The organism is Agromyces zhanjiangensis (assembly GCF_040496055.1).
Classification (GTDB): domain Bacteria; phylum Actinomycetota; class Actinomycetes; order Actinomycetales; family Microbacteriaceae; genus Agromyces; species Agromyces zhanjiangensis.
Genome location: NZ_JBEPKB010000004.1, coordinates 168,090 through 191,029, shown reverse-complemented (window position 1 = coordinate 191,029; position 22,940 = coordinate 168,090). Strand labels below are relative to the sequence as shown.

19 protein-coding genes are annotated in these 22,940 nt (G+C 72.9%); 4 read left to right on the top strand and 15 right to left on the bottom strand.

What is annotated here, in order from left to right:
- Positions 1–64: 64 nt before the first annotated feature.
- Together ABME02_RS09995 and ABME02_RS09990 are read right to left on the bottom strand one after the other, a co-directional pair.
- Positions 65–250, bottom strand: a complete 186-nt coding sequence (locus ABME02_RS09995; RefSeq protein WP_353815140.1) for a hypothetical protein — start codon at positions 248–250, stop codon at positions 65–67.
- Between the two features lie 410 nt (positions 251–660).
- Positions 661–1,380, bottom strand: a complete 720-nt coding sequence (locus ABME02_RS09990) for a pyridoxamine 5'-phosphate oxidase family protein (protein ID WP_353815139.1) — start codon at positions 1,378–1,380, stop codon at positions 661–663.
- Between the two features lie 77 nt (positions 1,381–1,457).
- Here ABME02_RS09990 and pdxR point away from each other — a divergent pair, with 77 nt between their 5' ends.
- Positions 1,458–2,942, top strand: a complete 1,485-nt coding sequence (gene pdxR, locus ABME02_RS09985) for a MocR-like pyridoxine biosynthesis transcription factor PdxR (protein ID WP_353815138.1) — start codon at positions 1,458–1,460, stop codon at positions 2,940–2,942.
- A 94-nt stretch (positions 2,943–3,036) separates the two neighbouring features.
- Here the strand turns inward: pdxR and efeB are convergent, their stop codons facing one another.
- The 3 genes from efeB to efeU form a co-directional block, all read right to left on the bottom strand.
- Positions 3,037–4,332 (bottom strand): iron uptake transporter deferrochelatase/peroxidase subunit, encoded by a 1,296-nt coding sequence (efeB, locus tag ABME02_RS09980; protein WP_353815137.1) that lies wholly within the window; start codon positions 4,330–4,332, stop codon positions 3,037–3,039.
- Positions 4,332–5,534, bottom strand: a complete 1,203-nt coding sequence (gene efeO, locus ABME02_RS09975) for an iron uptake system protein EfeO (RefSeq protein ID WP_353815136.1) — start codon at positions 5,532–5,534, stop codon at positions 4,332–4,334. The genes efeB and efeO overlap by 1 nt, the downstream gene beginning before the upstream one ends.
- A 64-nt stretch (positions 5,535–5,598) precedes the next feature.
- The gene (efeU, locus tag ABME02_RS09970; RefSeq protein WP_353815135.1) at positions 5,599–6,492 is read right to left on the bottom strand and encodes an iron uptake transporter permease EfeU; all 894 of its coding nucleotides are present in this window, start codon (positions 6,490–6,492) and stop codon (positions 5,599–5,601) included.
- 143 nt (positions 6,493–6,635) lie between these two features.
- Here efeU and ABME02_RS09965 point away from each other — a divergent pair, with 143 nt between their 5' ends.
- Together ABME02_RS09965 and ABME02_RS09960 are read left to right on the top strand one after the other, a co-directional pair.
- Positions 6,636–8,774 carry a S9 family peptidase gene (locus tag ABME02_RS09965; RefSeq protein WP_353815134.1) on the top strand — a complete coding sequence of 713 codons (2,139 nt, stop codon included), beginning with the start codon at positions 6,636–6,638 and terminating at the stop codon, positions 8,772–8,774.
- Between the two features lie 197 nt (positions 8,775–8,971).
- Positions 8,972–10,285, top strand: coding sequence for an FAD-binding oxidoreductase (locus tag ABME02_RS09960; RefSeq protein ID WP_353815133.1), 1,314 nt, complete (start codon positions 8,972–8,974; stop codon positions 10,283–10,285).
- On the opposite strand, the gene ABME02_RS09955 is transcribed toward ABME02_RS09960, so the two are convergent.
- From ABME02_RS09955 to ABME02_RS09910, 10 genes are all read right to left on the bottom strand, one after another.
- Positions 10,275–12,929: a cation-translocating P-type ATPase gene (locus ABME02_RS09955; protein ID WP_353815132.1), complete on the bottom strand. Its 2,655-nt coding sequence runs from the start codon at positions 12,927–12,929 to the stop codon at positions 10,275–10,277. The genes ABME02_RS09960 and ABME02_RS09955 overlap by 11 nt on opposite strands.
- A gap of 97 nt (positions 12,930–13,026) precedes the next feature.
- On the bottom strand, positions 13,027–13,650 hold the full coding sequence (locus ABME02_RS09950; protein WP_353815131.1) for a DUF1349 domain-containing protein: 624 nt from the start codon (positions 13,648–13,650) through the stop codon (positions 13,027–13,029).
- Between the two features lie 54 nt (positions 13,651–13,704).
- Complete coding sequence (locus tag ABME02_RS09945; RefSeq protein ID WP_353815130.1) at positions 13,705–14,061, bottom strand: DUF2834 domain-containing protein; 357 nt, start codon at positions 14,059–14,061, stop codon at positions 13,705–13,707.
- Positions 14,062–14,114: 53 nt separating this feature from the next.
- A complete protein-coding gene (locus ABME02_RS09940; RefSeq protein WP_353815129.1) occupies positions 14,115–14,765 on the bottom strand; it encodes a hypothetical protein in 651 nt (216 codons plus the stop codon).
- Between the two features lie 73 nt (positions 14,766–14,838).
- Positions 14,839–15,702: a carbohydrate ABC transporter permease gene (locus tag ABME02_RS09935; RefSeq protein WP_353815331.1), complete on the bottom strand. Its 864-nt coding sequence runs from the start codon at positions 15,700–15,702 to the stop codon at positions 14,839–14,841.
- 119 nt (positions 15,703–15,821) lie between these two features.
- Complete coding sequence (locus ABME02_RS09930) at positions 15,822–16,808, bottom strand: carbohydrate ABC transporter permease (RefSeq protein ID WP_154346122.1); 987 nt, start codon at positions 16,806–16,808, stop codon at positions 15,822–15,824.
- A gap of 107 nt (positions 16,809–16,915) precedes the next feature.
- Positions 16,916–18,277 (bottom strand): extracellular solute-binding protein, encoded by a 1,362-nt coding sequence (locus ABME02_RS09925; protein ID WP_353815128.1) that lies wholly within the window; start codon positions 18,275–18,277, stop codon positions 16,916–16,918.
- A 25-nt stretch (positions 18,278–18,302) separates the two neighbouring features.
- A complete protein-coding gene (locus ABME02_RS09920) occupies positions 18,303–20,015 on the bottom strand; it encodes a glycoside hydrolase family 13 protein (RefSeq protein ID WP_436408259.1) in 1,713 nt (570 codons plus the stop codon).
- Between the two features lie 319 nt (positions 20,016–20,334).
- Positions 20,335–21,342, bottom strand: coding sequence for a LacI family DNA-binding transcriptional regulator (locus ABME02_RS09915; protein WP_353815127.1), 1,008 nt, complete (start codon positions 21,340–21,342; stop codon positions 20,335–20,337).
- A gap of 52 nt (positions 21,343–21,394) precedes the next feature.
- Entirely contained in the window at positions 21,395–22,324 is a 930-nt protein-coding gene (locus ABME02_RS09910; RefSeq protein WP_353815126.1) for an NAD(P)-dependent oxidoreductase, read from the bottom strand.
- Between the two features lie 187 nt (positions 22,325–22,511).
- Between ABME02_RS09910 and ABME02_RS09905 the strand changes: the two genes are divergently transcribed.
- Positions 22,512–22,859: a hypothetical protein gene (locus ABME02_RS09905; RefSeq protein WP_353815125.1), complete on the top strand. Its 348-nt coding sequence runs from the start codon at positions 22,512–22,514 to the stop codon at positions 22,857–22,859.
- Positions 22,860–22,940: the final 81 nt, after the last annotated feature.

Below are 22,940 nucleotides of genomic sequence, written 5' to 3'. Positions count from 1 at the left end.
TGCGTGGTGTCGTCGACTGCGGTCGCGATCGCGGGCTCCGCGGCGCCGCCGCCGGCTTGTGTGCTCACCGCGCGAACTGCGGGAGGTGGAAGCGGCGGTGCGGCGCGTGCACGCGGCGCGCACCGCGCGCGACGGCGGGCGACTCGGCCTCGCGCTCGGCGGCGGCCTGCGCGTGCGCGATCCGCTGCTCGGCGCCGAGGAGGTTCACCTCGTGCACCTGCCGTGCGACGAATCCTGCTGCGTAGTCCATGGTGTCCTCCTGGTCTGGATGATGATCCGAGACTCCTCCCTGAGGTGCCCCGCGTTCATCGGGAGATGTCCCTATTTCCGTGCTGCGGGGCCCTGAGGTGGCCTCAGGGCCCCGTTCGGTCGGATGCGGATGTCCGGGTCGATCCGACCTCAGTGCGAGAGGGTGGGCATGCGGTGGTAGCCGTCCCTGCGGAACTGGATCACCGACGCGATCACGGCTCCTGCCGTGAGGAGCCCGAGCACGAGCATCGCTGCGAACATCACGCACCTCCTTCCGTTTCGTCTGGTTGCGTTCTTCCTGCGGCCCGCCCGGTGTCGGACCGGGGCGATGCCACGATGGTGCGCCCTGAGGCATCGGGCGTTCATCGGGAGTTCGTCGTATCTCTCCGACCGCCCGCCGCTGAGGCGTCCTCAGGCGGCCGGATCCGACGCCTCGTCGAGCGTGGCCGGAGGCGAGGGCGTCGTCGTCAGCGCGCGCACGGATTCGGGGAGGGGCGTGCCCGGAGGCGTGAGCCCGGATGCGATCGGCGCGGCCCACCGGCGCTCGAGCGGCACGACGCCGGCCCAGGTCGCGTGGTCCTCGCCGTCGTCGGGCTCCTCCGAGGGCCCGCCGGAGCGCTGCTTCATGACCACGTCGTCGAGGGCCAGCCGCAGCACCCGCGTGGCGGCGACCTCCTTCCGACGCATGTCGCGCACCTCGGCCGTGCGCCCGGGCATGAGCCGTTCGGAGAGCGCCAGCAGCGCGGCATCCGCCTCGTCGCCGGGAACCGGCTCGAGCACGCCCTGCACGGTCGCGCTGCGGTAGTTCATCGAGCTGTCGAACAGCGACCGCGCGTACACGAGTCCGTCGAGCGCGGTCACGGCGAACGCGACGGGCGTGCGAGCGGATGCCGCGCGCAGCGCGAATCCTCCCCCGGTCGAGCCGTGCAGCACCACGTGATCGCCGACGCGCGCGTAGCCCATCGGGACCACGACCGGCACTCCCCCCGCGACGACCGCGAGGTGTCCGACGAGTTCGGCGTCGAGGAGCTCGTGGAGTGCAAACCGGTCGACGGTCTCGCGGTCGGGCAGGCGGCGGATGCGGCGGGCCGGAGCTGCGGGGCCGGCGGAGGGGTTCGGGGTGCTGGTCATGCGACCAGTGTGCGCGCGAAGCTGGTATGGTGAGCAGACCAGTTCTCGTTCATTCGAGCAGTCCAGTGGAGGATGCGATGGACGGACCGCTGCTCACCATCGACCGCGACGACGCGCGTCCGCTCGGCGTGCAGCTCGTCGACGGGCTCCGCCGCGGCATCCTCTCGGGGCTGCTGCAGACGGGCGACCCGCTGCCGTCGACCCGAGCGCTCGCGGCGGAGCTCGGCGTCGCCCGCAGCTCGGTCGTCGCCGCCTACGACCAGCTCGCGGGCGAGGGATACCTCGAGGTGCGCCAGGGTGCGCCGACCCGCGTCGCGCCGCTCGCGACGACCCCGGCCCCACCCCCCGGCCCGACGCCGACCGCGGCCCCCGGGCGGCGCGTGTCGACGGCCGATGCGGGTGCGGAGACCACCGGCCCCACGGGGGCCGTCGTCGCCGAGGGCGCTGCGGCGCTCGACCTGCGGCCCGGCCGGCCCTCGACGGCGCGGCTCGACGAACGGGCCTGGCGCGCGGCGTGGCGCACCGCGGCGCGCGAGGCAGTGCCCGACGACACCGCGCCCGACTTCGGTGCGCCGCGCTTGCGCGCCGAGATCGCCGAGCACCTGCGGCACGCCAGGGGCGTGACCTGCTCGCCCGACGACGTGGTCGTCACGGCGGGCACGAGCGACGCCATCGCACTCCTCTCGACCGCGCTCCGGATCCTCGTCGACGGCACGCCACGCGTCGCCGTCGAGCATCCCGGCTACCCCTCGGCGCGGCGCGTGCTCGTCCGCCGCGGCGCGCTCGAGACGGTCGCGGTGCCGGTCGACCGCGACGGCATCGAGGTCGACGCGCTCCGCGGCATCCGCCCCGCACCCCACGCCGTGCTCGTGACGCCGAGCCACCAGTACCCGCTCGGCGGACGGCTGCCGGTCGCGTCGCGGCTCGCGCTGCTCGAGTGGGCCGAGGCATCCGACGCACTGGTCCTCGAGGACGACTACGACAGCGAGTTCCGCCACGTCGGGCCGCCGCTCCCCGCGCTCGCCTCGCTCGACCGCTCGGGGCATGCGGTGCTCATCGGCAGCTTCTCGAAGGTGCTCACGCCGTGGCTGCGGCTCGGCTACCTCGTGCTGCCCGCGAACCCCGGCCTGCGCGACGCCGTCGCCGCCGCCCGCGACGACGAGACGTGCCCCGTGCCCGGCATCGCGCAGGCGGCGATGACCGAGCTGCTCGCGACCGGCGCCGTGCGACGGCACATCGCGACGGCGAAGCGCGACTACGCGCACCGCCGCACGCTCGTGGTCGAGGCCCTCGGCGGCATCGACCACGCCCCGCTCTCCGGCCTCGACGGCGGGCTGCACGCCGTCGTCGGGTTGCCGTCGCCCGAGGTCGCCGCGCGGGTCGTCACCCGGCTCGCCGACGACGGGGTCCTCGTGGCACCGCTCTCCGAGTACTCGGCCGTGCCGGGCGCCGGCCCGTCGGGGATCGTGCTCGGCTACGCCTCGCCGCCCGACTCGCGGCTCGCCGACGCGCTCGCGCGGGTGCGGGCGGTGGTCGAGGCGAGCCTCCCGGCCGCCGGGTGAGCCCGGCCGGTCCGTCATCGTCGCGGGCGACAGCTTCCTCGACGTCGCTCACCCTCGACTGGGAGAAGGTCGGCGTCGACTGGGCGCCGTGTCCTCAGTCGAAGAGCGCCTGCCCCACGTGCTCGCCGGGTCGGATGCCGCCCGGCACCGCGAAGACCGCCGAGCCGACGTGCTTCAGGTACTCGTTCAACCCGTCGGCGGCGAGGCTCCGCTGCACCGTGACGAACTGCTCGGGCGAGCGCTGGAACGACAGGAAGAACAGCCCCGCGTCGAGGCGACCGAGCTCGTCGTTGCCGTCGACGAAGTTGTAGCCGCGGCGGAGCATCCGCACGCCGCCGTTCGAGGCCGCATGCGCGAGGCGCACGTGCGAGGTCGCCCCGACGAGGGTCTCGCCGGTGGCCCCGGTCGCCTCGAAGTCGGGCTCGGAGAACTCGGTCCCGCCCGACAGCGGCGCGCCCTCGCCCTTCGAACGGCCCACGAGCTGCTCCTGCTCGCCGAGCTGCACCCGGTCCCAGTTCTCGATGACCATGCGGATCCTGCGCGCGACCAGGTACGACCCGCCGGCGAGCCAGGCGGGCTCGTCCGCGGCGTCGACCCAGACGTGCTCGGCGAGCGCGGCGGCATCCTCGGCCTTCACGTTGGCGGTGCCGTCCTTGAAGCCGAACAGGTTGCGGGGCGTCGACTGCGAGGTCGACGTCGACGACGTGCGGCCGAACCCGAGCTGCGACCACCGCAGGCTCGCGCGCCCGAAGGCGATGCGGCTGAGGTTGCGGATCGCGTGGACCGCGACCTGCGGATCGTCGGCGCACGCCTGGATGCAGAGGTCGCCGCCGGTCCATTCCGCCTTCAGCGCGTCGCCCTGGAACCGCGGCAGCGCCTCGAGCGCCCGCGGGCGGCGCTCGGCGAGGCCGAAGCGGTCGACGCCCGCAGCATCCTCGAACAGCGTCGGGCCGAACCCGAAGGTGATCGTGAGGCCCGCGGCTGGCAGCCCGAGGGCCTCGCCCGTGTCGGCGGGCGGCGCGATGTCGCTCCCGCCGACGGCGCCGCCCTCCTCCACCTCGAGGCCCTGCGTGAGCCGGGCGGCCGCGTTCGTCCAGTCGGCGAGCAGTCCGACGAGGCCGGCGCGGTCCAGCGAGTCGCTCACGTCGAAGGCGGCGAAGTGCAGGCGGTCCTGCGCCGGCGTCGTGATGCCCGCCTGGTGGGTGCCGTGGAAGTCGTAGGCGGTGGCGGATGCCTCGGGCCCGGCGAGCGCGCCCGTGACCGCCATCGCCGCCCCGGCGCCGCCCGCGGTCCCGACGACGGCGCCCGCCGCGCCGGCGCCGAGCAGGCCGAGGAGGCCGCGGCGGCTGATCCCGTCGCGGGGCTCGGGCGCGGCCGCCTGCTCGGTCATCAGGACCCCAGGACCGTCGCGGTCAGCTGCGAGAGCGGCTCGGCGAGCGCGTTCACGGCGTCGCTGAGCCCCTTCTTCTGCGCATCGGTCAGCGTGGCGTAGTCGACGAACCCGTCCTCGAGCGAGCCGTACGCCGCGAGCGCCGCCTCGAGGTCGTCGAATCGGGCGTCGATCCCGGCCGCGAGCTCCGCGCCCTCGTCGGTCGTCTCCGCGAGCGCGCGCACCGCGCCGAAGGCGACCCCGGCACCCTGCACGTTCGCGGCGAAGTCCGACAGGTCGGTCCCCGACCACCAGTCCTCCTCGCCCGTGATCTTGCCCGCGGCGACCTCGTCGAGGAGCGCGATGGCGCCGTTCGAGATCGCGTCGAGCGACACCGAGAAGTCCTCGGCGGTGACGAGGTCGTGCAGCTCCGCGACATCCGCGACGAGCTGGTGGGCGAACGCCCGGCGCTCCTCGGGCGTCGACGGCGCCCAGTCGGCGAACGCGTCCTGGCCGTCGGAGTTCAGGTCGCCGGCGGCCGGCGGCCACAGGTCCTTCTCGATGCGGTGGAAGCCGGTCCACTCGAGTCCGTCGGCCACCGCGTCGACCTCGCGGAAGTCGATCTCCGGGTCGAGGTCGCCGAACGCCTCGGCGGTCGGCTCGATGCGCTCGTACGGGATACGGGCCGTCGCGTAGAGCGAGCGTGCCGCCTCGTCGTCTCCCGCGGCGTACGCGTCCGCGAACTCCTCGACGGCCGGCAGCAGCTCGGCCGCCTGCGAGCGCACGTAGGCGAGGTACTCGGTCACGGCCTGGTCCGCGAGCACCTGGCGGTCCTCGGAGAGCGCGCCCGCCTCGCCGGTGACCGTGAACTCGGCGAGGCCGACGGGGGCGCCGACCTGCTGGAACTTGCACGCGGTGTAGTACGTGCCGGGCTCGAGGTGCGCCGTGAAGTCGACGGTCTGCCCCGGTGCGAGGTTCTCCTTCTCGCCGACGATGCGCAGCTTGTCGTCGGCGAGCACCTCGAACTCGTTCACCTCCGAACCGCTGTTCGTCAGGCGGAAGGTGAGTGCGCCGGCCTCGGCGGTCGCGACCTCGACGCCGCACGCGTCGTCGGTGATCGCCACCGGGATCGCCGCGGCGAGATCGGCCTTGGCGACGCAGCCGGTGAGGGCGAGTGCGGCGACGACGGTGACGGCGGATGCCGCGAGGGCACGGTGAGTCATTCGACCTCCTGGTCGTGGTGATGGTGGTGGTTCGCGGTCCGGCCGCGGGGACGGCCCGGACGGGTCAGGACGCGGGGACGGCCCGTGCGGACGCGGAGGGTCGCACGGCGTTCGGCGCGGGCGCCGCGCCATCCGTCACCCCGACCGGCTTCGGCGTCTGGCGGTGCCGCATGACGCGCAGGTACAGCGGGAGCACGATGCCGACGTACAGCACCCAGCCGATCACCTGCGCCCAGGTCGGCTCGGGCGAGAAGTTGAAGATGCCGGTGAGCAGTGCGCCGTACCAGGAGCCCGGAGGCACGAGCCCGACGAGGTCGTATGCAGGGGCGCCACCCGCGATCACTCCGGCCTCCTGCAGGTCGCCGATGCCGTAGGCGAGCACGCCAGCGGCGACGATCACGAGGAAGACGCCGGTCCAGGTGAAGAACCGCGAGAGGTCGATGCGCACGAGCCCGCGCGCGATGCCCCAGGAGATGCCCACCGCGGTCAGGATGCCGAGCACGGCGCCGAGCGTGCCGAGCAGGGGGTCGCTGCCGCCGGCGACGTTCGCCCACACGAACAGCGCCGTCTCGACGCCCTCGCGACCGACTGCGAGCGCACCGATCAGCACGAACGCGAACCACGACCGGTCCATGGCCGCGTCGACTTGGCCGCGGAGCTCCTTCGACAAGCCCGCGCCGTGCGTGGCCATCCAGAAGATCATCCAGGTCACCATCGCGACCGCGACGATCGAGAGTGCGCCGCCGAGGATCTCCTGCGCCTCGAAGGTGAGCGCGTACGGGCCCCAGGTGAGCACCGCGCCGACCGCGAGCGCCACGGCGACCGCGACGCCGACGCCCACCCACATGCGGCCGAGCAGGTCGCGCCGGCCGAGCTTGCCGAGGTACGCGACGAGGATGCCGACGATGAGCCCGGCCTCGAGGCCTTCGCGGAGTCCGATCAGGTAGGTGGCGAGCACTGTGGTCCTCTGGTTCGTGGTCGGCGGAAGTGAGATTAGGCTAACCTTACTTCGCCCCGATGCCAACACGGACGTCATGCTCCGCAACCCCCGCGACCGAAGACGGATGCCGCGGCGCGACCGGTCGGCGTACGGTTGACCCCGTGCTGACTCCTCCGGTGACCGAGAAACGACCGACCGAACGCAGCCATCACGGCGACGTGGTGATCGACCACTACGAATGGCTGCGCGACAAGGACGACCCCGCGGTCATCGCCCACCTCGAGGAGGAGAACGCCTACACGAAGGCGAAGACCCGGCACCTGTCGCTCCTGCAGGAGCAGGTGTTCGAGGAGATCAAGGACCGCACCAAGGAGACCGACCTCAGCGTCCCGACGCGCGAGGGCGACTGGTGGTACTACTCGCGCACGGTCGAGGGGCTGCAGTACGGGATCCACTGCCGCGTCGCGGCGAGCGCGGCCGACGACTGGGAGCCGCCCGCGATCCCGGAAGACGGCTCGCCGCTGCCCGGCGAGCAGGTGCTGCTCGATGACAACGTCGAGGCCGAGGGCCACGAGTTCTTCTCGCTCGGCAGCTTCGACGTCACCGCCGACGGCTCGACGCTGCTGTTCGGCGTCGACGTCGAGGGCGACGAGCGGTACACGATCCGCCTGCGCGACCTCACCGGTTCGGGTCGCGAATTCGATGACGAGATCCCCGGCACGGCCGCGGGCGCACTCTTCGACCCGAGCGGCCGGTACGTCTTCTACACGACCGTCGACGACGCCTGGCGGCCCGACACCGTCTGGCGGCACGAGGTGGGCACGCCCGCCTCGGCCGACGTGACGGTCTTCCACGAGCCCGACGAGCGCTTCTGGCTCGGCGTCGGCCTCACCCGCAGCCGCCGCTACCTCGTGCTCGAGGCCGGCTCGCACGTCACGAGCGAGTCGTGGCTGCTCGACGCCGACGACCCCACCGGCGAGTTCCGCGTGGTGTGGCCGCGCCGCGACGGCGTCGAGTACGACATCGAGCACGTCGTCGCCGGCGGCCGGGACCGCCTCCTCGTCATCCACAACGAGGGCGACGCGGTGAACTTCGAGCTCGTGAGCGTGGACGCCGACGACCCCCAGGGCGAGCGGCGGATGCTCCTGCCCCACGATCCGCGCATGCGCATCGAGGCGGCGCACGGCTTCCGCGACTTCGTCGCCCTCGAGTACCGCCGCGACGGGCTGCCGCGCGTGGCGATCGCGAAGGTCCCGCCGCAGGGCATCCCGGCCGACGCGACCCCGGACGACACGCTGCACGAGCTCGCCTTCGACGAGGAGCTCTTCTCCACGGGCGTCGGAGCGAACCCGGACTGGGCGCAGCCGTCGCTGCGGATCGGCTACGGGAGCTTCGTCACGCCGTCGATGGTGATCGACGTCGACGTGGCATCCGGCGACCGCACGGTTCGCAAGCAGCAGCCCGTGCTCGGCGACTACCACCCGGAACGGTACGCGCAGAAGCGCGAGTGGGCGACGGCGCCGGACGGCACGAAGGTGCCGATCTCGCTCGTCTACCGGCACGACCTGGTCACGCTCGGCGAGCCCGCGCCCACCCTGCTGTACGGCTACGGCTCGTACGAGCACGCCATCGACCCGGGCTTCGGCATCCCGCGCCTGTCGCTCCTCGACCGCGGCATGGTCTTCGCCATCGCCCACGTGCGCGGCGGCGGCGAGATGGGCCGGCTCTGGTACGAGCACGGCAAGAAGCTGCACAAGAAGCACACCTTCACCGACTTCATCGCCGCGGCCGAGCACCTCATCGACCGCGACGTGACGACGCCCGACCACCTCGTCGCGCAGGGCGGATCGGCCGGCGGCCTGCTGATGGGCGCGGTCGCGAACCTCGCCCCTCGCCTCTTCGCGGGGATCGTCGCCGAGGTGCCGTTCGTCGACCCGCTGACCTCGATCCTCGACCCGTCGCTCCCGCTGACCGTCATCGAGTGGGACGAGTGGGGCAACCCGCTCGACGACCCCGAGGTGTACGCCTACATGAAGTCGTACGCACCGGTCGAGAACGTGCACGCGGTGGGGTACCCGCGGATCCTCGCGATCACCTCGCTCAACGACACGCGCGTGCTCTACGTCGAGCCCGCGAAGTGGGTGGCGAAGCTGCGCGAGGTCGGCGCCGATCCGCTGCTGAAGGTCGAGATGGCGGCCGGGCACGGCGGGGTCTCGGGCCGGTACGCGGCCTGGCGCGAGCGGGCGTTCGCGAACGCGTGGATCATCGACGCGGCGGGGGCGCACCCGAGCGGCGAGTAGCCGCGGCATCCGCTCGCGCCGCGCGCCCCGCTGCATCGCGCTGGAGTGCGATTTCTGCGGTGGAGTGCGATTTCTGCGGTGGAGTCCCGTACCCGGGCGCACTCCACCGCAGAATTCGCACTCGATCGGCAGGATGTCGACGACGCGGCGCCTGAAGTGGGGTCGCGGATGTCGGCGGCCGGGAACAGACTGCCCCCATGTCGTTCGTCACCGAACTGAGTGAGCGGATGCCGCAGCGCGTGCACGCGCCCGGCACCCCCGAGTACGAGGCCGGCGCCCACGTCTTCGCCGGGCAGGGCACGCCCGATGCGGTCGTGCGCCCGACCTCCGCCGACGAGGTCGCCGAGGCCGTCCGCTCCGCCGTCGCCGCGGGCGTTCCCATCACCGTCCGCGCGGGCGGTCACGGATCCGATCCCGCCACGGGCGGTCTCGTGATCGACCTCTCCGGGCTCGCGACGATCGAGGTCGCCGACGGCGCACTCGTCCACGTCGGTGCCGGCGCCCAGTGGGGCGACGTCGCGGCGACCCTCGCACCGCACGGCCTGGGCATCACCTCGGGCGACACGCGCGATGTCGGCGTCGGCGGGCTCGCCCTCGGCGGCGGCATCGGCTGGCTGGTGCGCCTGCACGGCCTGACCATCGACATCCTCCGCGAGGTCGAGTTCGTGACCGCGGCGGGCGACGTGGTCACGCTCGATGCCGAGCACCACCCCGACCTGTTCTGGGCCGTGCGCGGCGGCGGCGGCAACTTCGGCGTCGCGACCCGCTTCACCTTCCAGGCCGCGCCGGTCGACGGACTGGTCGGCGGGCAGGTGATGTTCGACCAGTCCGACCCCCGCGCCGTGCTCGGCGCGTGGCGCGACGTGATGCGCGACGGTCCCGACGAACTGAACTCGACGCTCCTCGTGATGCCGCCGATCATGCCCGAGATGCCCGCGGGTCCGCAGCTCCTCGTCGCCCTGCAGGGCTCGGAGGACGAGCTCCGCCGGCTCCTCGAGCCGCTGCTGTCACTGCCGTCGGTCACCGACGTCTCGCTGGGGCCCGTGGAGTACCCCGACCTGCTCGAGGACGGCCCGCCCGGCAAGCCGCCGTTCGAGATGGTCGGCGGCAACGGCTTCGTGCCCGACCTCTCCGACGCGGCGCTCGACGCGCTCACGGCGACGCTCGACCATGCCCTGCCGACCATGCTGCTGCTCCGCGGGCTCGGCGGTGCGTTCTCGCGCGTCGGGAGCACGGCCACTGCCGTCGCGCAGCGCGATGGCGAAGTGCTCGTGGCGGTGAACCGGCTCATCCCGGACGGCGCAGGACCCGACGCGGTCGCGTCCGCCCACGACGGCGTCGCGGCGGCGATGGCGTTCACGAACGGTCGCTACTCGAACTTCACGCCGGAGTTCGGCGACGACATCGTGACCGAGATCTACCCACCCGAGACGCTCGCCCGCCTCCGGGCGATCAAGCGCGAGGCCGACCCCGACGACGTGTTCCGTCCCAGCCACCACATCACGCCGTAGGGGGCGCGTCGCTGCGAACGGGCCGGGCGGCGCCGGCGGCCTCGTGCGGGTGCACGTGCCGAGCGCGCAGGCGCTTGTCCGCGGCATCCACCGCGATGAGGATCGGCATCGAGGCGAGCGCGATCGCCCAGCCTGCGAGCGGCGGGTTCGCCTGGCCGAGGATCCCGGCCACGGTCGGCTGGAGCAGCACCACGAGCGAGAACGCGAGCTCGACGATGACGCCGACGACGAGAAGGCGGTTGGTGGACCATCCGAGCGCCCCCGGCCACTTCGTCGACGACCGGCAGGCGAAGGCGTTCGCGGTCTGGGCGAGCACGACCGTCATGAAGGCTGCCCCCGACGCCGCCATGAGGTCGGCGCCGGTCGGGAACGCCTCGCCTGGCCGCCACCCGAGCGCGATCAGCGAGACGACGAACGCGGTCATGGTGAGCAGCGCCTCCAGGGGACCGAGCACGCCGAACGCGCGACGCAGCACGGTGCCGTTCATGAGCCGCCCGCCCACGGGCGGGCCCTCGAGGAGGTGGCTCGCGGGCTTCTCCGCGCCGAGCGCGACCGCCGAGAGGGTGTCGGTGCCGAGGTCGAGCGCGATGATCTGCAGCACGCCGAGCGCCAGCGGGAACTGGCCGCCCGAGAGCGCCCACACGACGAACGGCGTGAGCTCGGCGACGTTGTCGGTCAGGTGGTACGTCAGGAAGCGCCGGATGTTCACGTAGGTCGCGCGGCCCTGCTCGATGCCCGCGACGATCCCCGCGAACGAATCGTCGAGCAGCACCAGGTCGGCGGCCTCGCGTGCGACGTCCGTGCCGCCGCGTCCCATCGCGACGCCGATGTCGGCCTCATGCAGCGCCGGGGCGTCGTTGACGCCGTCGCCCGTCATCGCGACGACGTGCCCGCGGGCGCGCAGGGCTCGGGCGATGCGCAGCTTGTCCTCGGGGGAGACGCGCGCGACGACGACCCCGTCGTGGTCGAGCACCGCGCCGAGATGCTGGTCGTCGGCCGGCAGGTCCTCGCCCGAGAGGACCGGGCCGTCGGGGAGCCGCAGGCCGACCAGGTCGGCGATCGCGCGGGCGGTGGCCGGGTGGTCGCCCGTGATCATGGCGACGCGCACGCCCGCCCGACGGCACGCTCGCAGCGAGTCGGCGATGCCGTCGCGCGGCGGGTCCTGCAGGGCGAGGAGGCCCAGCAGGCGCATCCCTTCCTCGGCCTCGAGCTGGGTCGACGGCGTGCGGCCCGCGCGAGGCGCGGCGGCGACGGCGATGACGCGCAGGCCCCGTCCGGTGAAGTCGTCGACGACGGAGGCCGCGTCGTCGAGCGACGCACCCGCGGCATCCGTGCACCGCGGCAGGACCGTGTCGGGCGCGCCCTTCACGACGACCTCGTCGGCCAGCACCACCGCCATGCGCCGGAGCTGCGAGTCGAACGGGAAGCGGAGCTCGGGCGGCGCCGCTCGGCGGTCCGCGTCGGTGTCGATCCCGAGACGACGCGCCAACGCGTCGAACGCGGCCTCCATCGGGTCGCCGTGCGGATGCCAGGAACCGGCGACCTCCTCGGCGTACCCGGTCGAGCACCGCACCGCGGCGATCGCGAGCCCGCGCACGGCGGGTTGCGCGTCGGGCGAGGTCCACGTCGCCGCGGCCTCCGGTCCGTACCCGCCACCGTCGATCGCCACGCCCCCCGCAGGCGTCCACGCGTGCACGACCGTCATCTCGTTGCGCGTGAGCGTGCCCGTCTTGTCGGTGCAGATGAAGGTCGTCGAGCCGAGCGTCTCGACCGCTTCGAGGTTCCGGACGAGGATCGAGCGCCGGGCCATCCGCTCGGACCCGAGGGCGAGCGAGAGCGTGACGGTCGGCAGCAGCGCCTCGGGCACCAGGGCGACCGTGACGCCGATGGCGAAGACGAAGGCGTCCTGGATGGGGTTGCCGACGAGCATCGAGACGAGCAGGAACAGCAGGCCGGCGCCGATCGCGATCGAGGCCGTGAGGCGCACGACCCCGCGGAGGCCGCGCGTGAGCGGCGTGTCCGGCGTGGCGGTCGTCGTCATCCGGGCGATGCCCGCGAGGCGCGTCCGCGATCCGGTCGCGTGCACGACGGCCTGCGCGTCGCCCTCGACGACGAAGGTGCCCGCGAAGAGCGCGCCCCCGGGCTCGACGCTCGCCGCGACGCTCTCGCCGGTCAGCATCGACGTGTCGACGAGCAGTCGGTTCGCCTGGGTCACCTCGGCGTCGGCGGGCACGCGGTCGCCGCTCTCGACGAGGAGCAGGTCGCCCTCGACGACGTCCACCGCGTCGATGCGTCGCCGACGGCCGTCGCGCCGGACGGTCACCCGCGCTGGCAGCATCTCCTGCAGTCGGTCGGCGGCCCGATCGGCACGGGCCTGCTGCACGATCGCGAAGATCGCGTTCACGACGATCACGGCGATGATCGCGACCGCGAGTTCTGGGAGGCCGGCGACGAGGGCGAGGGCGGCGGCGCCCCAGAGGAGCAGCGCGAAGAAGTGCGTGAGTTCCCCGACGAGTCGGCGGAGGACGGATGGGCGCTTGGCGCCGGGCAGCGCGTTCGCCCCGTCGCGGGCGCGCCTGGCCGCGGCATCCGCGCTCGTCAGGCCGTCGGATGCCGAGACTCCCCCGAGGCTCGGCTCGTCCATGCGCGGCCAGCGTAGGCGGCGCGGTCGCGGTGCGACGGGACCGTGGTCCCGTTCCGTCGGACGGTGCGGAACGGTCGCCCCGGCCCGTCGGATCGGGTCAGGCGGTCGGCGGGTCCTCGTGCAGGTCGACGTCGGCCGCCACGAACGCCCAGCCCGTGAACCGCACCTCGAGGCCGCCGCGCGTTGGGGCGCACGCCATCGGGCCTGCGGTCGCGGCATCCGCATCGAACGGGGCGACGCGGATGGTGCGCCACGGCCCGTCGCCGGCGCGCGCCCGCAGCGTGACGGCATCGCCCTCGACGCCCGAGCGACTCGCCCGCACGGTGACGATCTCGCCCGCCCACTCGGGGACCGGCGCGAGCGACCAGTCGGACACGCGGTTCGTCACGACCGCCCCGACGTGGAGCACGCCGTCGTTCATCTCGAGCCCCGCCTTGATCCACAGCTCCTCACCGCCGAAGAGGAGGAGCCCTGCCTGGTCGTAGAGCTCCGTGAGCGTCGACGTGTCGACGGAGACCTCGACCGCCGCATCCGCCGGCCACGGGCCGAGGAGCGCGTGCCCGTCGTCGTGGATGAAGCCGTACTGGGTCGTGCGCCAGAAGTCGCTGCCCTCGGCGGCTTCGACGACGATCCCGTCGCCGTCCGCGCGGACGGCGACGGGCTCACGGGTCCAGATTCCCGCATCCCAGGGTGCGGCGGGTGCGGTCTCGGCGTCGGTCATGCGACCAACGCTAGCCCCGTGGTCGGCGTCCGACGACGATTCGGTGGAGCCGGATCACGGTCGGCGCCGAGTCGCCGGCGCATCACGCAGCGCCGCCAGGCGCCGCTCGCGCATCGCGAGCCAGAGCGGGAACGTGAAGGCGAACGCCGTGAGCGCCGACCCGACGATGTACGCCCACGCGAAGCGCATGCCGAGCCGACGCGACTCGACGACGATGAGGATGCTGCCGGCGACCGCGACGACGAGCAGGTCCGTCGTGATCGACGACACCGCCGGCCCGCTCGAGACGAGGTCGCCGAGGAAGTCGTTCCGTTCGGCGATGGCGATCGCGTTGTACGTCCAGGTGCCGACGAGGCCGGCGACCGCCACGACGAGGTAGACGACGGCGAGCGGGGTCCAGTGACGGGTCATGCGCCCAGTGTGCCGGTCCGGCCGGGCCGGGCGACGGATGCCGCGGGGGCGCGTCAGTACTCGGGGATCTCCTCGACGGCCCGCTGCGCCGCGTGCCGCGCGAGGTCGCGCATGAGGTCGTCGCCCACGACCGACATGCGCTCGGTGCGGTGCTCCGCGTAGTCGGGCTCCTCGTCGTAGCGCGGCCAGCGGCGGTCGAGTTCGTGCTCGATCGCGGTGCCGAGCTCCTGCCAGGCGTCGTCGCGGGCGCGCTCGACGAACCGTGCGACGTACGCGTCGTCCGACCGCTTGGTCCAGAGCTCCTTCGCGACCGACGCGTAGACCTTCTCGCGACGGCGGAGGTTCAGCAGGTCGTCGCGGTGGTAGTCGTGCTGGTGCTGCGAGCGGCCCTCGCGCTTGCCGGCGGCGGTCCGCTCCTCGGCGACGTGCTCGGCGGCCTCGTCGGCCTCCTGCACCAGCTCGTACAGCACCGCGCGCGCCTCGGATGCGGCGTGCTCGTCGGAGAACGGCTCGTCGGTGCGCAGGGCGTGCACGATGAGCCGGTTCTTCAGCGCCATCCGCCCGGCCGACTCGGCCATGAGCATGCCCTCCTCGAGCATCTCGTCGAAGGTGGCGAGACGCGCCTCGGGCAGCCGCGAGCGGTCGAACGGCGCCATCTTGACCCGGCGACGCCCACGCCGCCAGGGCCACGGGAATCCCCCCATCCGCACCTCCTCGCGTCGCCACTGTCGAGGGTACCCAGATCGAGGTGAACGGATGCCGCGAGCTCGCGCCCCCTCAGCCCTTGACCGCTCCCCCGAGGCCCGCCCCGCGGAGGAACAGCCGCTGGAACAGGAGGAACAGCACCACGGGGATGAGCGTCGAGATGGCGAGCGCCGCGAGGAACACGTCGAGCTCGGTCTGCGACTGCACCGCGGGCAGCCGCACCGACAGCGGCTGCACGGCAGGGTCCGGCAGCACGAGCAGCGGCCAGAGGAAGTCCTTCCACGCCGCGATGACGGCGAACACCGACACGACGCCGAGGATGGGCTTCGACATGGGGAGCACGATCGACCAGAACACCCGGAAGGGCCCCGCGCCATCCGTCTTCGCCGCTTCGAACACCTCGCGCGGCAGGCCGTCGAAGAAGCGCTTGACGAGCAGGATGTTGAACGCGTTCGCCGCCGCCGGGAGCCACACCGCCCAGTACGTGTTCAGCAGCGACGTGCCGATCACGGGCGGGTTCAGGATCGTCAGGTAGAGGGGCACGAGCAGCACCACCGCGGGGATGAACAGCGTCGCGAGCACGAGCGCGTTGAGGATCGGCGCGTACTTGGGCCGCAGCACCGACAGCGCGTAGCCCGCGGTCGTCGCGATGAGCAGCTGGAAGAACCAGGAGCCTGCGGCGACCCAGATCGTGTTGAGGAAGTACTGGTCGATGTGGATGTCGTTCCACGCGGTCTCGAGGTTCGCCCAGTCGACGCCGTTCGGCCAGAGCGCGAACGGCTGCGAGAGCGTGTCCTGCGTGGGCGTCACCGCGGCCTTCGCGAGCCACAGCAGCGGCCCGAGCCCCGCGACGACCAGCCCGACGAAGAGGAAGCCGTGCACGAACGTCATCGACGCGCGGACGCTGCCGCGGCGGCGGTCGGCGGTCGAGAGCACGCCGCGGTCGCCCTGCTCGTCGGTCGATGCGGCGCGACCGCGGCGTGCGAGGCCGAGGAGGCGCGGACGCGGGGCCGCGCCGTGCGGGCGGTCGAGCAGGGGCTGGTCGGGTGCGCCGGTCAATTCGTGCTCCAACGTTCGGTGAGCTTGAAGTACGCCCAGCTGAGGAGCGCCAGGAAGATCGCGAGCATGAGGCTGAGCGCGGTCGCCTCGCCGTACGCCCCGCCGAGGCTGTTCTGGAATGCGTACCGGTAGATGAGCAGCAGGATGGTGAGGGTCGCGTTGTTCGGCCCGCCGCCCGTGAAGAGGAACGGCTCGAGGAACACCTGGCTCGTCGCGATGACCTGCAGGATCAGCATGATGAAGAGCACGCCGCGCAGCTGCGGCAGCGTGACGTGCCAGATCTTGCGCCAGATGCCGGCGCCGTCGACCTCGGCGGCGTCGTACAGCTCCGGCGGCACGGCGATGAGCGCGGCGAGGTAGATGATGATCGCGCCGCCGGCGGCGGCCCACGTCGCCTCGAGCACGAGCGAGGGCATGACGGTGGCCGACGACTGCAGCCACGGCTGCGGCGGGATGCCCACCCAGCCGAGGATCGTGTTGAACACGCCGTCGGGGCTGGCGTTGTAGAACACCTTCCACAGCAGCACCGCGACGACCGGCGGGATGACGACCGGCAGGTAGGCGAGCGCGCTGTACAGCCCCTTGCCGCGGCGCACCTCGCTCATCATCACCGCGAGCAGCAGCGGCAGCGGGAAGCCGAACAGCAGCGCGAGCAGTGCGAAGTACAGCGTGTTCACGACGGCCGTGCCGAGGTTCGGGTCGGAGAGCACGCGCACGAAGTTGTCGATGCCGACGAACACCGGCGGCGAGACGAGGTTCGTCTTCTGGAAGCTCATCACGACCGCCTGGACGATCGGCCCCCAGCTGAAGACGGCGAAGACGACGAGCATCGGCGCGACGAACGCGAGGTTCGACAGTCCGCCGCCGCGGAGCCAGGTCATCGGCGTGCGACGCCGCTTCCGGTGGGCCGGCACGTCCGACGGCGGCCGGGGCGGCCGGTCGGCGGCCGCGTCGGCGACCTCCGGGTCTCGGGTCATCGTCATCGGTGCTCCTGGGTCGGGGCGAGGGTGGCGGATGCCGCGGGGCGGCGGGGGTGGGGCGGATGCCGCGGCCGCGCGGGGAGGTCGCGGCCGCGGCATCCTCGCGCGGGCTACTGGTCGAGCAGGGCCTGCGCGTCGGCGTCCACCTGGGCCAGGAGGGCGTCGATGTCGGCGTTCTCATCGGTGAGGACGGCCTGGACGAGGTTGTCCATGAGCGCGTAGATCGGCTGGGTCTGGCCCTTGAACTCGCCGATCGGCGTCTGGTCGAAGATGCCCTCGGTGAAGCCGGCCATCTGGTCGAGCGGCACGTTCACGTACGGCTCGATCCAAGTGAGCGACTCCTCGTACGTGGCCTGGTCGAGCACCGGCAGCACGGGCGTCCCGACGGCCTGGCCCGCCTCGGAGAGCGCCTTCGCGTCGGCGACCGCGGCGTCCTCGTCGAGCAGCTTCTGCATGTAGTACCAGTCGATCCAGGCGACGGCCGCGGCCTGGGTCTCGTCGTCGAGGTTCGGCGGCATCACGGCGATGTCGCCGCCGCCGAGCACGCCGCCGCCGTCCTCCGTCGGGATGACGGTCAGGCCGTAGTCGTCGGGCTGCATGCCGAAGTCGCGCACGAGCGCCGTGTAGACGTCGGAACCCGAGGTGTACATGCCCAGGTTGCCCGCGGCGAACTCCTGGTTGATCGTGCCCCAGTCGAGGTCGAACGTGGCGCCCATCGAGTCGTCCTCCCAGCGGAGGTCGTGCAGGTACTGCAGCGTCGCACGAGTGGCGTCGTCGTCGATCGTCGACGTGTAGGTGCCGTCGTCGTTCGCCGTCTGCAGCGATGCGCCGCGCGAGTCGGCCTGCACCGAGAGCTGCCAGCCGCCGGTGTTGCCGGTCGCCATGGTCGCGTACCCGGCCTTGCCGGTCGCCTCGGAGATCTGCTTCGCGGCCTCGCGGACCTCGTCCCACGTCGTCGGCGGGCTGTCGGGGTCGAGCCCGGCCGCTTCGAACAGCGCGCGGTTGTAGTGCAGGCCGTCGGCGTAGGCCTGGCGTGGGAAGCCGAAGACGCGGCCGTCGGCGTCGGTGACCTCCTCGAGGATGATCGGGTTGAACTTGTCGGCGTAGCCGAGCTCCTCGACCTCGTCGGTCACGTCGGCCAGCTGCCCGTTCTCCAGCAGGGTCTTCGAGTCGGTGAAGGGGACCGTGAAGACGTCGGGGAGGCTGCCGCCGGCGAGCTGGGCCGCGAACGTCGGCGCCGTCCACTCGTACTCGACGCCGACGATGTCGATGTCGGGGTTCGCCTCCTCGAACTGCGCCTCCTGCTCGGCGAAGGCGTCGTAGGCCGCCTGGTCGGCGCCGGGCGGGAACGTGGCGACGCGGAGCTCGAGCCTGCCGTCCTCCGAGCCGCTTCCGGACGTGCATCCGGCGAGGGCGCCCGCGACCGCCAGCGCGGTGATGCCCGCGATCGCGATCCTGCGTGATGACTTCATTGTCGTGGTCCTTTCGGTGCTGTGTTCAGGTGGTGGTGCGGAGGTGGGTGCGTTCCGCGGCGGCGGGCCGCGGCCTCTCCGTCCCGGTCCGCACGCGGAGCCAGGCCGTCGAGTCGGGTGCGAGCAGGCCGCCCGCGAGCGGGGCGCTCGCGAGCAGGATCCGCTCGTGATCGGGGAGCTCGACCGGCGTGCGGCCGAGGTTGGTGACCGAGACGAGGTCGTCGCCCCGGGAGAACGCGAGTACGTCGGGCGCGAGGTCGAGCCACGCCATGGGGCCGTCGCCGAATCCCGTTTCGCGGCGACGGATGCGCAGCGCGTCGCGGTAGAGGCGGAGCATCGAGCCGGCGTCGGCCTCCTGCGCCTGCACGCTGAGCGACGCCCACTCGGCGGGCTGCGGAAGCCAGGGTGCGGCGCTCGCCCCGTCTGGGCTGAAGCCGAAGGGCGACGCGGTGCCACGCCAGGGCAGCGGCACGCGGCATCCGTCGCGCCCCGGGTCGACTCCGCCCGAGCGGAAGTGCATCGGGTCCTCCAGCACCTCGCGCGGCAGGTCGACCTCGGGCAGGCCGAGCTCATCGCCCTGGTACAGGTAGAGCGAGCCGGGCAGCGCGGCGGTGAGCAGCGCCGCGGCGCGGGCCCGGCGGGTGCCGAGCCCGACGTCGGTCGGGGTGCCGAAGCGCTTGCGGGCGAACGCGAAGCCCGAGTCCTCGCGGCCGTACCGGGTGACCGGGCGCGTCACGTCGTGGTTCGAGAGCACCCAGGTGCTCGGGGCGCCGACCGGGGCGTGCGCGTCGAGCATCAGGTCGATCGAGGCGCGCAGCTCCGCGGCATCCCACGGGCGAGCCATGAAGTCGAAGTTGAAGGCCGTGTGCATCTCGTCGGGGCGCAGGTAGGCCGCGAAGCGGGCGGCATCCGGCACCCACACCTCGCCGACGAGCACGCGCGTGCCCTCGTACGAGTCGGCGATGCGCCGCCACGAGCGGTAGACCTCGTGGACGTCGTCGCGGTCCTCGGTCGGGTGGCCGCCGGGCTCGACGAGCTCCGGCACCTCGGGCAGCGAAGGGTCCTTGATGAGGAGGCCCGCGGAGTCGATGCGGACGCCCGCGACGCCGCGGTCGAACCAGAACCGCAGGATGTCCTCGTGCTCGGCGCGCACGTCGGGGTGGTTCCAGTTGAGGTCGGGCTGCTCGGGCGCGAAGAGGTGGAGGTACCACTCCCCCGGCGTGCCGTCGGGGTTCGTCGTCCGCGTCCACGTGCCGCCCTGGAAGTTCGAGACCCAGCCGGTCGGCGGCTCGTCGCCGTTCGGGCCCTTGCCGGGGTGGAACCAGAAGCGCTCGCGCTCGGGGCTGCCGGGGCCTGCGGCGAGCGCCGCGCGGAACCACGGGTGCTCGTGCGAGACGTGGTTCGGGACGATGTCGATGATGGTGCGGATGCCGCGCTCGAGGGCCGCGCCGATGAGCTCCTCGGCGTCGGCGAGCGTGCCGAAGGCGGGGTGGATGTCGCGGTAGTCGGCGACGTCGTAGCCGCCGTCGGCGAGGGGGCTCGGGTACCAGGGGTTGAACCAGAGCGCGTCGACGCCGAGCTCCTGCAGGTGGTCGAGGTGCGCGAGCACCCCGCGGAGGTCGCCCGTGCCGTCGCCGTCGGAGTCCGCGAAGCTGCGCACGTAGACCTGGTAGATCACGGCGCTCCGCCACCAGAGCGGGTCGGCCGTGAGCGCCACGTGGGTCGTCGCCGCTGCGATCGCGGATGCGGAGACGTCGGCTGCGGCGGCCTCGGTGAGGGGCGTGGTCACGGCGGTCGTGCTCCTGTCGTCGGCGGGCGGCGCGCCGCGTCGGGAGGACCGCGGCGTCGATGCCCGTCAACGTAATGAGAGCAACAGGATGATGCAACTTTTCAACATTGGAACAAAAGTTTGCGACGGCTTGCGTCCGATTGCGGCATTCGCTTGCGGATCGGCGACCCGCGGCGCGCACCCGACCGGTCGGACGCGATGCGGCTGGGCGGCGTCCACGCCCGGTGCTCGACGCCCGACGCCCCGACGCGGGGCGCGGGGCGCGGGGTCAGCGCCTGGCGGGTGCCGTCGAGGCGCGCACGACGAGCTCGGGGGCGAAGAACACCTCGTCGCCGGCGGCGCCGTCGCTCGTCATCTGCCGCATGAGCAGCTCGATGATCATCTTGCCCATCGACTCGATCGGCTGGCGGACGGTCGTCAGCGGTGGCTCGGTGCAGTTCATGAGCGCCGAGTCGTCGTAGCCGATGACCGACACGTCCTCGGGCACGCGCAGGCCCGCGCGGCGCACGGCTCGCACCGCGCCGAGCGCCATCGGGTCGCTCGCGCACACGATGCCGGTGACGCCCGCGGCCAGCAGCTTCGCGGCGGCGGTCTGCCCCGACTCGAGGGAGTAGAGCGAGTGCACGACGAACTCGTCGGGCAGCTCGACGCCGTGCCGCTCGGCCATCGCGAGTGCCGCGGCGTGCTTGCGCTGCGAGGGCACGTGGTCGCGCAGCCCGAGCAGGATGCCGATGCGCTCGTGTCCGAGCTGGAGCAGGTGGCCGAACGCCTGCTCCATCGAGACGACGTCGTCGCACGACACCGTCGCGAACCCGAGCCCGTCGACGGGCGCGCTCACGAGCACGGTCGGCAGCTTCAGCTCGCGCAGTCGCTCGTAGTGGTCGTGGTTCGCCTCGGCCTGCGTGTAGGCGCCGCCCGTGAAGATGACGCCCGACACCTGCTGGTGCAGCAGGAGCTCGACGTAGTCGGACTCGGAGACCCCGCCCGCGGTCTGGATGCACAGCACGGGCGTGAAGCCGTTCTGCGCGAGGCCGCCGCCGATGACCTCGGCGAGCGCGGGGAAGATGGGGTTCTGCAGCTCGGGCATCATGAGCCCGACGAGCCGCGCGCGTTCGCCGCGCAGCTTCGTGGGCCGCTCGTAGCCGAGCACGTCGAGCGCGGTGAGCACGGCGTCGCGCGTCGATGCCGACACCCCCGGCTTGCCGTTGAGGACGCGACTGACCGTCGCCTCGCTCACGCCGACCTTGCGCGCGACGTCCGCCAGCCTCCTCGACACGGCGGCAATGCTACGCGAGCGAGCGCAAGAACTCGACGAACACCTGCCGCGACTACGCCTGCGGATCGAAGCCCGGCGTCCGGCCGTCGCGGCCGACGTACTTCACGACCAGGCTGCAGTCGAGGTCGCCGTAGCCCTCGTCGATCAGGCGCGTGAACCGCTCCATGGCAAGGCGGCCCGCGGCGAGGTCGAGGCCCGCCGCGTCGCCCGCCTCGAGTGCGTACGAGAGGTCCTTCTCGGCGAGGCGCGTGGTGAACGTCGCATCGAAGTTGCGGTTCGCCGGACTCGTCGGCACGACGCCGGGCACGGGGTACCAGGTGCGCAGCGGCCACGAGTCGCCCGAGGACACGGTCGCGATGTCGTGGAACACCGCCGGATCGAGCCCGAGGGCCTCGGCCAGCCGTGCACCCTCCGACGAGGCCTGCAGCGTGATGAACAGCATCAGGTTGTTGGCGAGCTTGGCCGCGATGCCCGACGTCGGCCCGCCGACGACGAACACGTGCCCCGCCATGGGCTCGACGAGCCGAGCGGCTTCGCCCGTCCCGGCCTCCTCGCCGCCGAGCATGAACGTGAGCGTCCCGGCGTGGGCGCCGGCGATCCCGCCCGACACGGGCGCGTCGACGAAGCGGAGGCGACGCACGAACGCCGCGTCGTGGCTCGCGCGCGACGTGGCGACGTCGACGGTCGACGTATCGAGCACGAGGGTGTCGGGGCGCACGACATCGAAGACGCCGACCCGCCCGCCCGCTCCCCCGATGAGCACCTCGCGCGAGTGCTCGGACCTCGGCAGCGAGGTGAACACGGCGTCGGCGTCCCGCGCCGCGGTCGCGGCATCGGTCACGACTCGCACTCCCGTGGCCGCCGCACGCTCGGCCATGCCCGCGTCGACGTCGAAGCCGACGACCTCGTGTCCCGCCTCGACGAGGTGCGCGGCCATCGGACCGCCCATGTGCCCGAGCCCGATCCACCCGATCACGGCCATCGCGTCCTCCTCGACGTCGCGGGCGGCCCCGTCGCCGCACCCGCTCCCACGCTACGACCCGGGGCGCGGCCGCGCACGGGTCGCTCGTCCTTCGGCGGCGCGATGCGCAGTGCGCGGTGCGCGACTCGCCCCCGCGCCTGCCGCCCGGCCGAGCCCGGCTGGGGTTGGCTGTGCAAAGGGGTGCACGATGACGAAGCCATTCGGAAGCCTGACCGACGACGAGGTGCAGCACGCGGGGCGAGTGGAGTTGCGCCGGGTCGTGGTGACCGACGACGTCGAGTCGTGGGACCTGCTGCTGTACACGGCCGGCGGGATCGAGCCGATCGCGGTCGATGCGTTCAGCCTCGACGAGCTGAACCGCATCAACCCGCCGTCGTCCCGCGACCTCGCCGACGGCGTCGCGAAGGTCGTGCTCGGATGCCACGGCCTGCGTCGCACGGAGCCGTGGACCATGTCGCGCGACGCGGCGGCCTGGTCGGCGCGCGTCGCACCCGTGCCGGTCGCCGCCTCGGAGGAGGCGCCGGCGAGCGGCTGACGCGGCGCGGAGGCGGGGATGACACGGCGCCGAACCGCTGGGTCGGGGCCACGGGCCGCCGCGGTCGGAGCCCCGCCGCGC

What these genes read in the sequence shown, in the direction of transcription:
- ABME02_RS09930 (WP_154346122.1), bottom strand. Translation starts at nt 16,808, where the DNA reads ATGACGATGACCCGAGACCCGGAGGTCGCCGACGCGGCCGCCGACCGG.
- ABME02_RS09910 (WP_353815126.1), bottom strand. Translation starts at nt 22,324, where the DNA reads ATGGCCGTGATCGGGTGGATCGGGCTCGGGCACATGGGCGGTCCGATG.
- efeB (WP_353815137.1), bottom strand. Translation starts at nt 4,332, where the DNA reads ATGACCGAGCAGGCGGCCGCGCCCGAGCCCCGCGACGGGATCAGCCGC.
- pdxR (WP_353815138.1), top strand. Translation starts at nt 1,458, where the DNA reads ATGGACGGACCGCTGCTCACCATCGACCGCGACGACGCGCGTCCGCTC.
- efeO (WP_353815136.1), bottom strand. Translation starts at nt 5,534, where the DNA reads ATGACTCACCGTGCCCTCGCGGCATCCGCCGTCACCGTCGTCGCCGCA.
- ABME02_RS09905 (WP_353815125.1), top strand. Translation starts at nt 22,512, where the DNA reads ATGACGAAGCCATTCGGAAGCCTGACCGACGACGAGGTGCAGCACGCG.
- ABME02_RS09925 (WP_353815128.1), bottom strand. Translation starts at nt 18,277, where the DNA reads ATGAAGTCATCACGCAGGATCGCGATCGCGGGCATCACCGCGCTGGCG.
- ABME02_RS09955 (WP_353815132.1), bottom strand. Translation starts at nt 12,929, where the DNA reads ATGGACGAGCCGAGCCTCGGGGGAGTCTCGGCATCCGACGGCCTGACG.
- ABME02_RS09940 (WP_353815129.1), bottom strand. Translation starts at nt 14,765, where the DNA reads ATGGGGGGATTCCCGTGGCCCTGGCGGCGTGGGCGTCGCCGGGTCAAG.
- ABME02_RS09990 (WP_353815139.1), bottom strand. Translation starts at nt 1,380, where the DNA reads ATGACCAGCACCCCGAACCCCTCCGCCGGCCCCGCAGCTCCGGCCCGC.
- ABME02_RS09960 (WP_353815133.1), top strand. Translation starts at nt 8,972, where the DNA reads ATGTCGTTCGTCACCGAACTGAGTGAGCGGATGCCGCAGCGCGTGCAC.
- ABME02_RS09950 (WP_353815131.1), bottom strand. Translation starts at nt 13,650, where the DNA reads ATGACCGACGCCGAGACCGCACCCGCCGCACCCTGGGATGCGGGAATC.
- ABME02_RS09945 (WP_353815130.1), bottom strand. Translation starts at nt 14,061, where the DNA reads ATGACCCGTCACTGGACCCCGCTCGCCGTCGTCTACCTCGTCGTGGCG.
- ABME02_RS09995 (WP_353815140.1), bottom strand. Translation starts at nt 250, where the DNA reads ATGGACTACGCAGCAGGATTCGTCGCACGGCAGGTGCACGAGGTGAAC.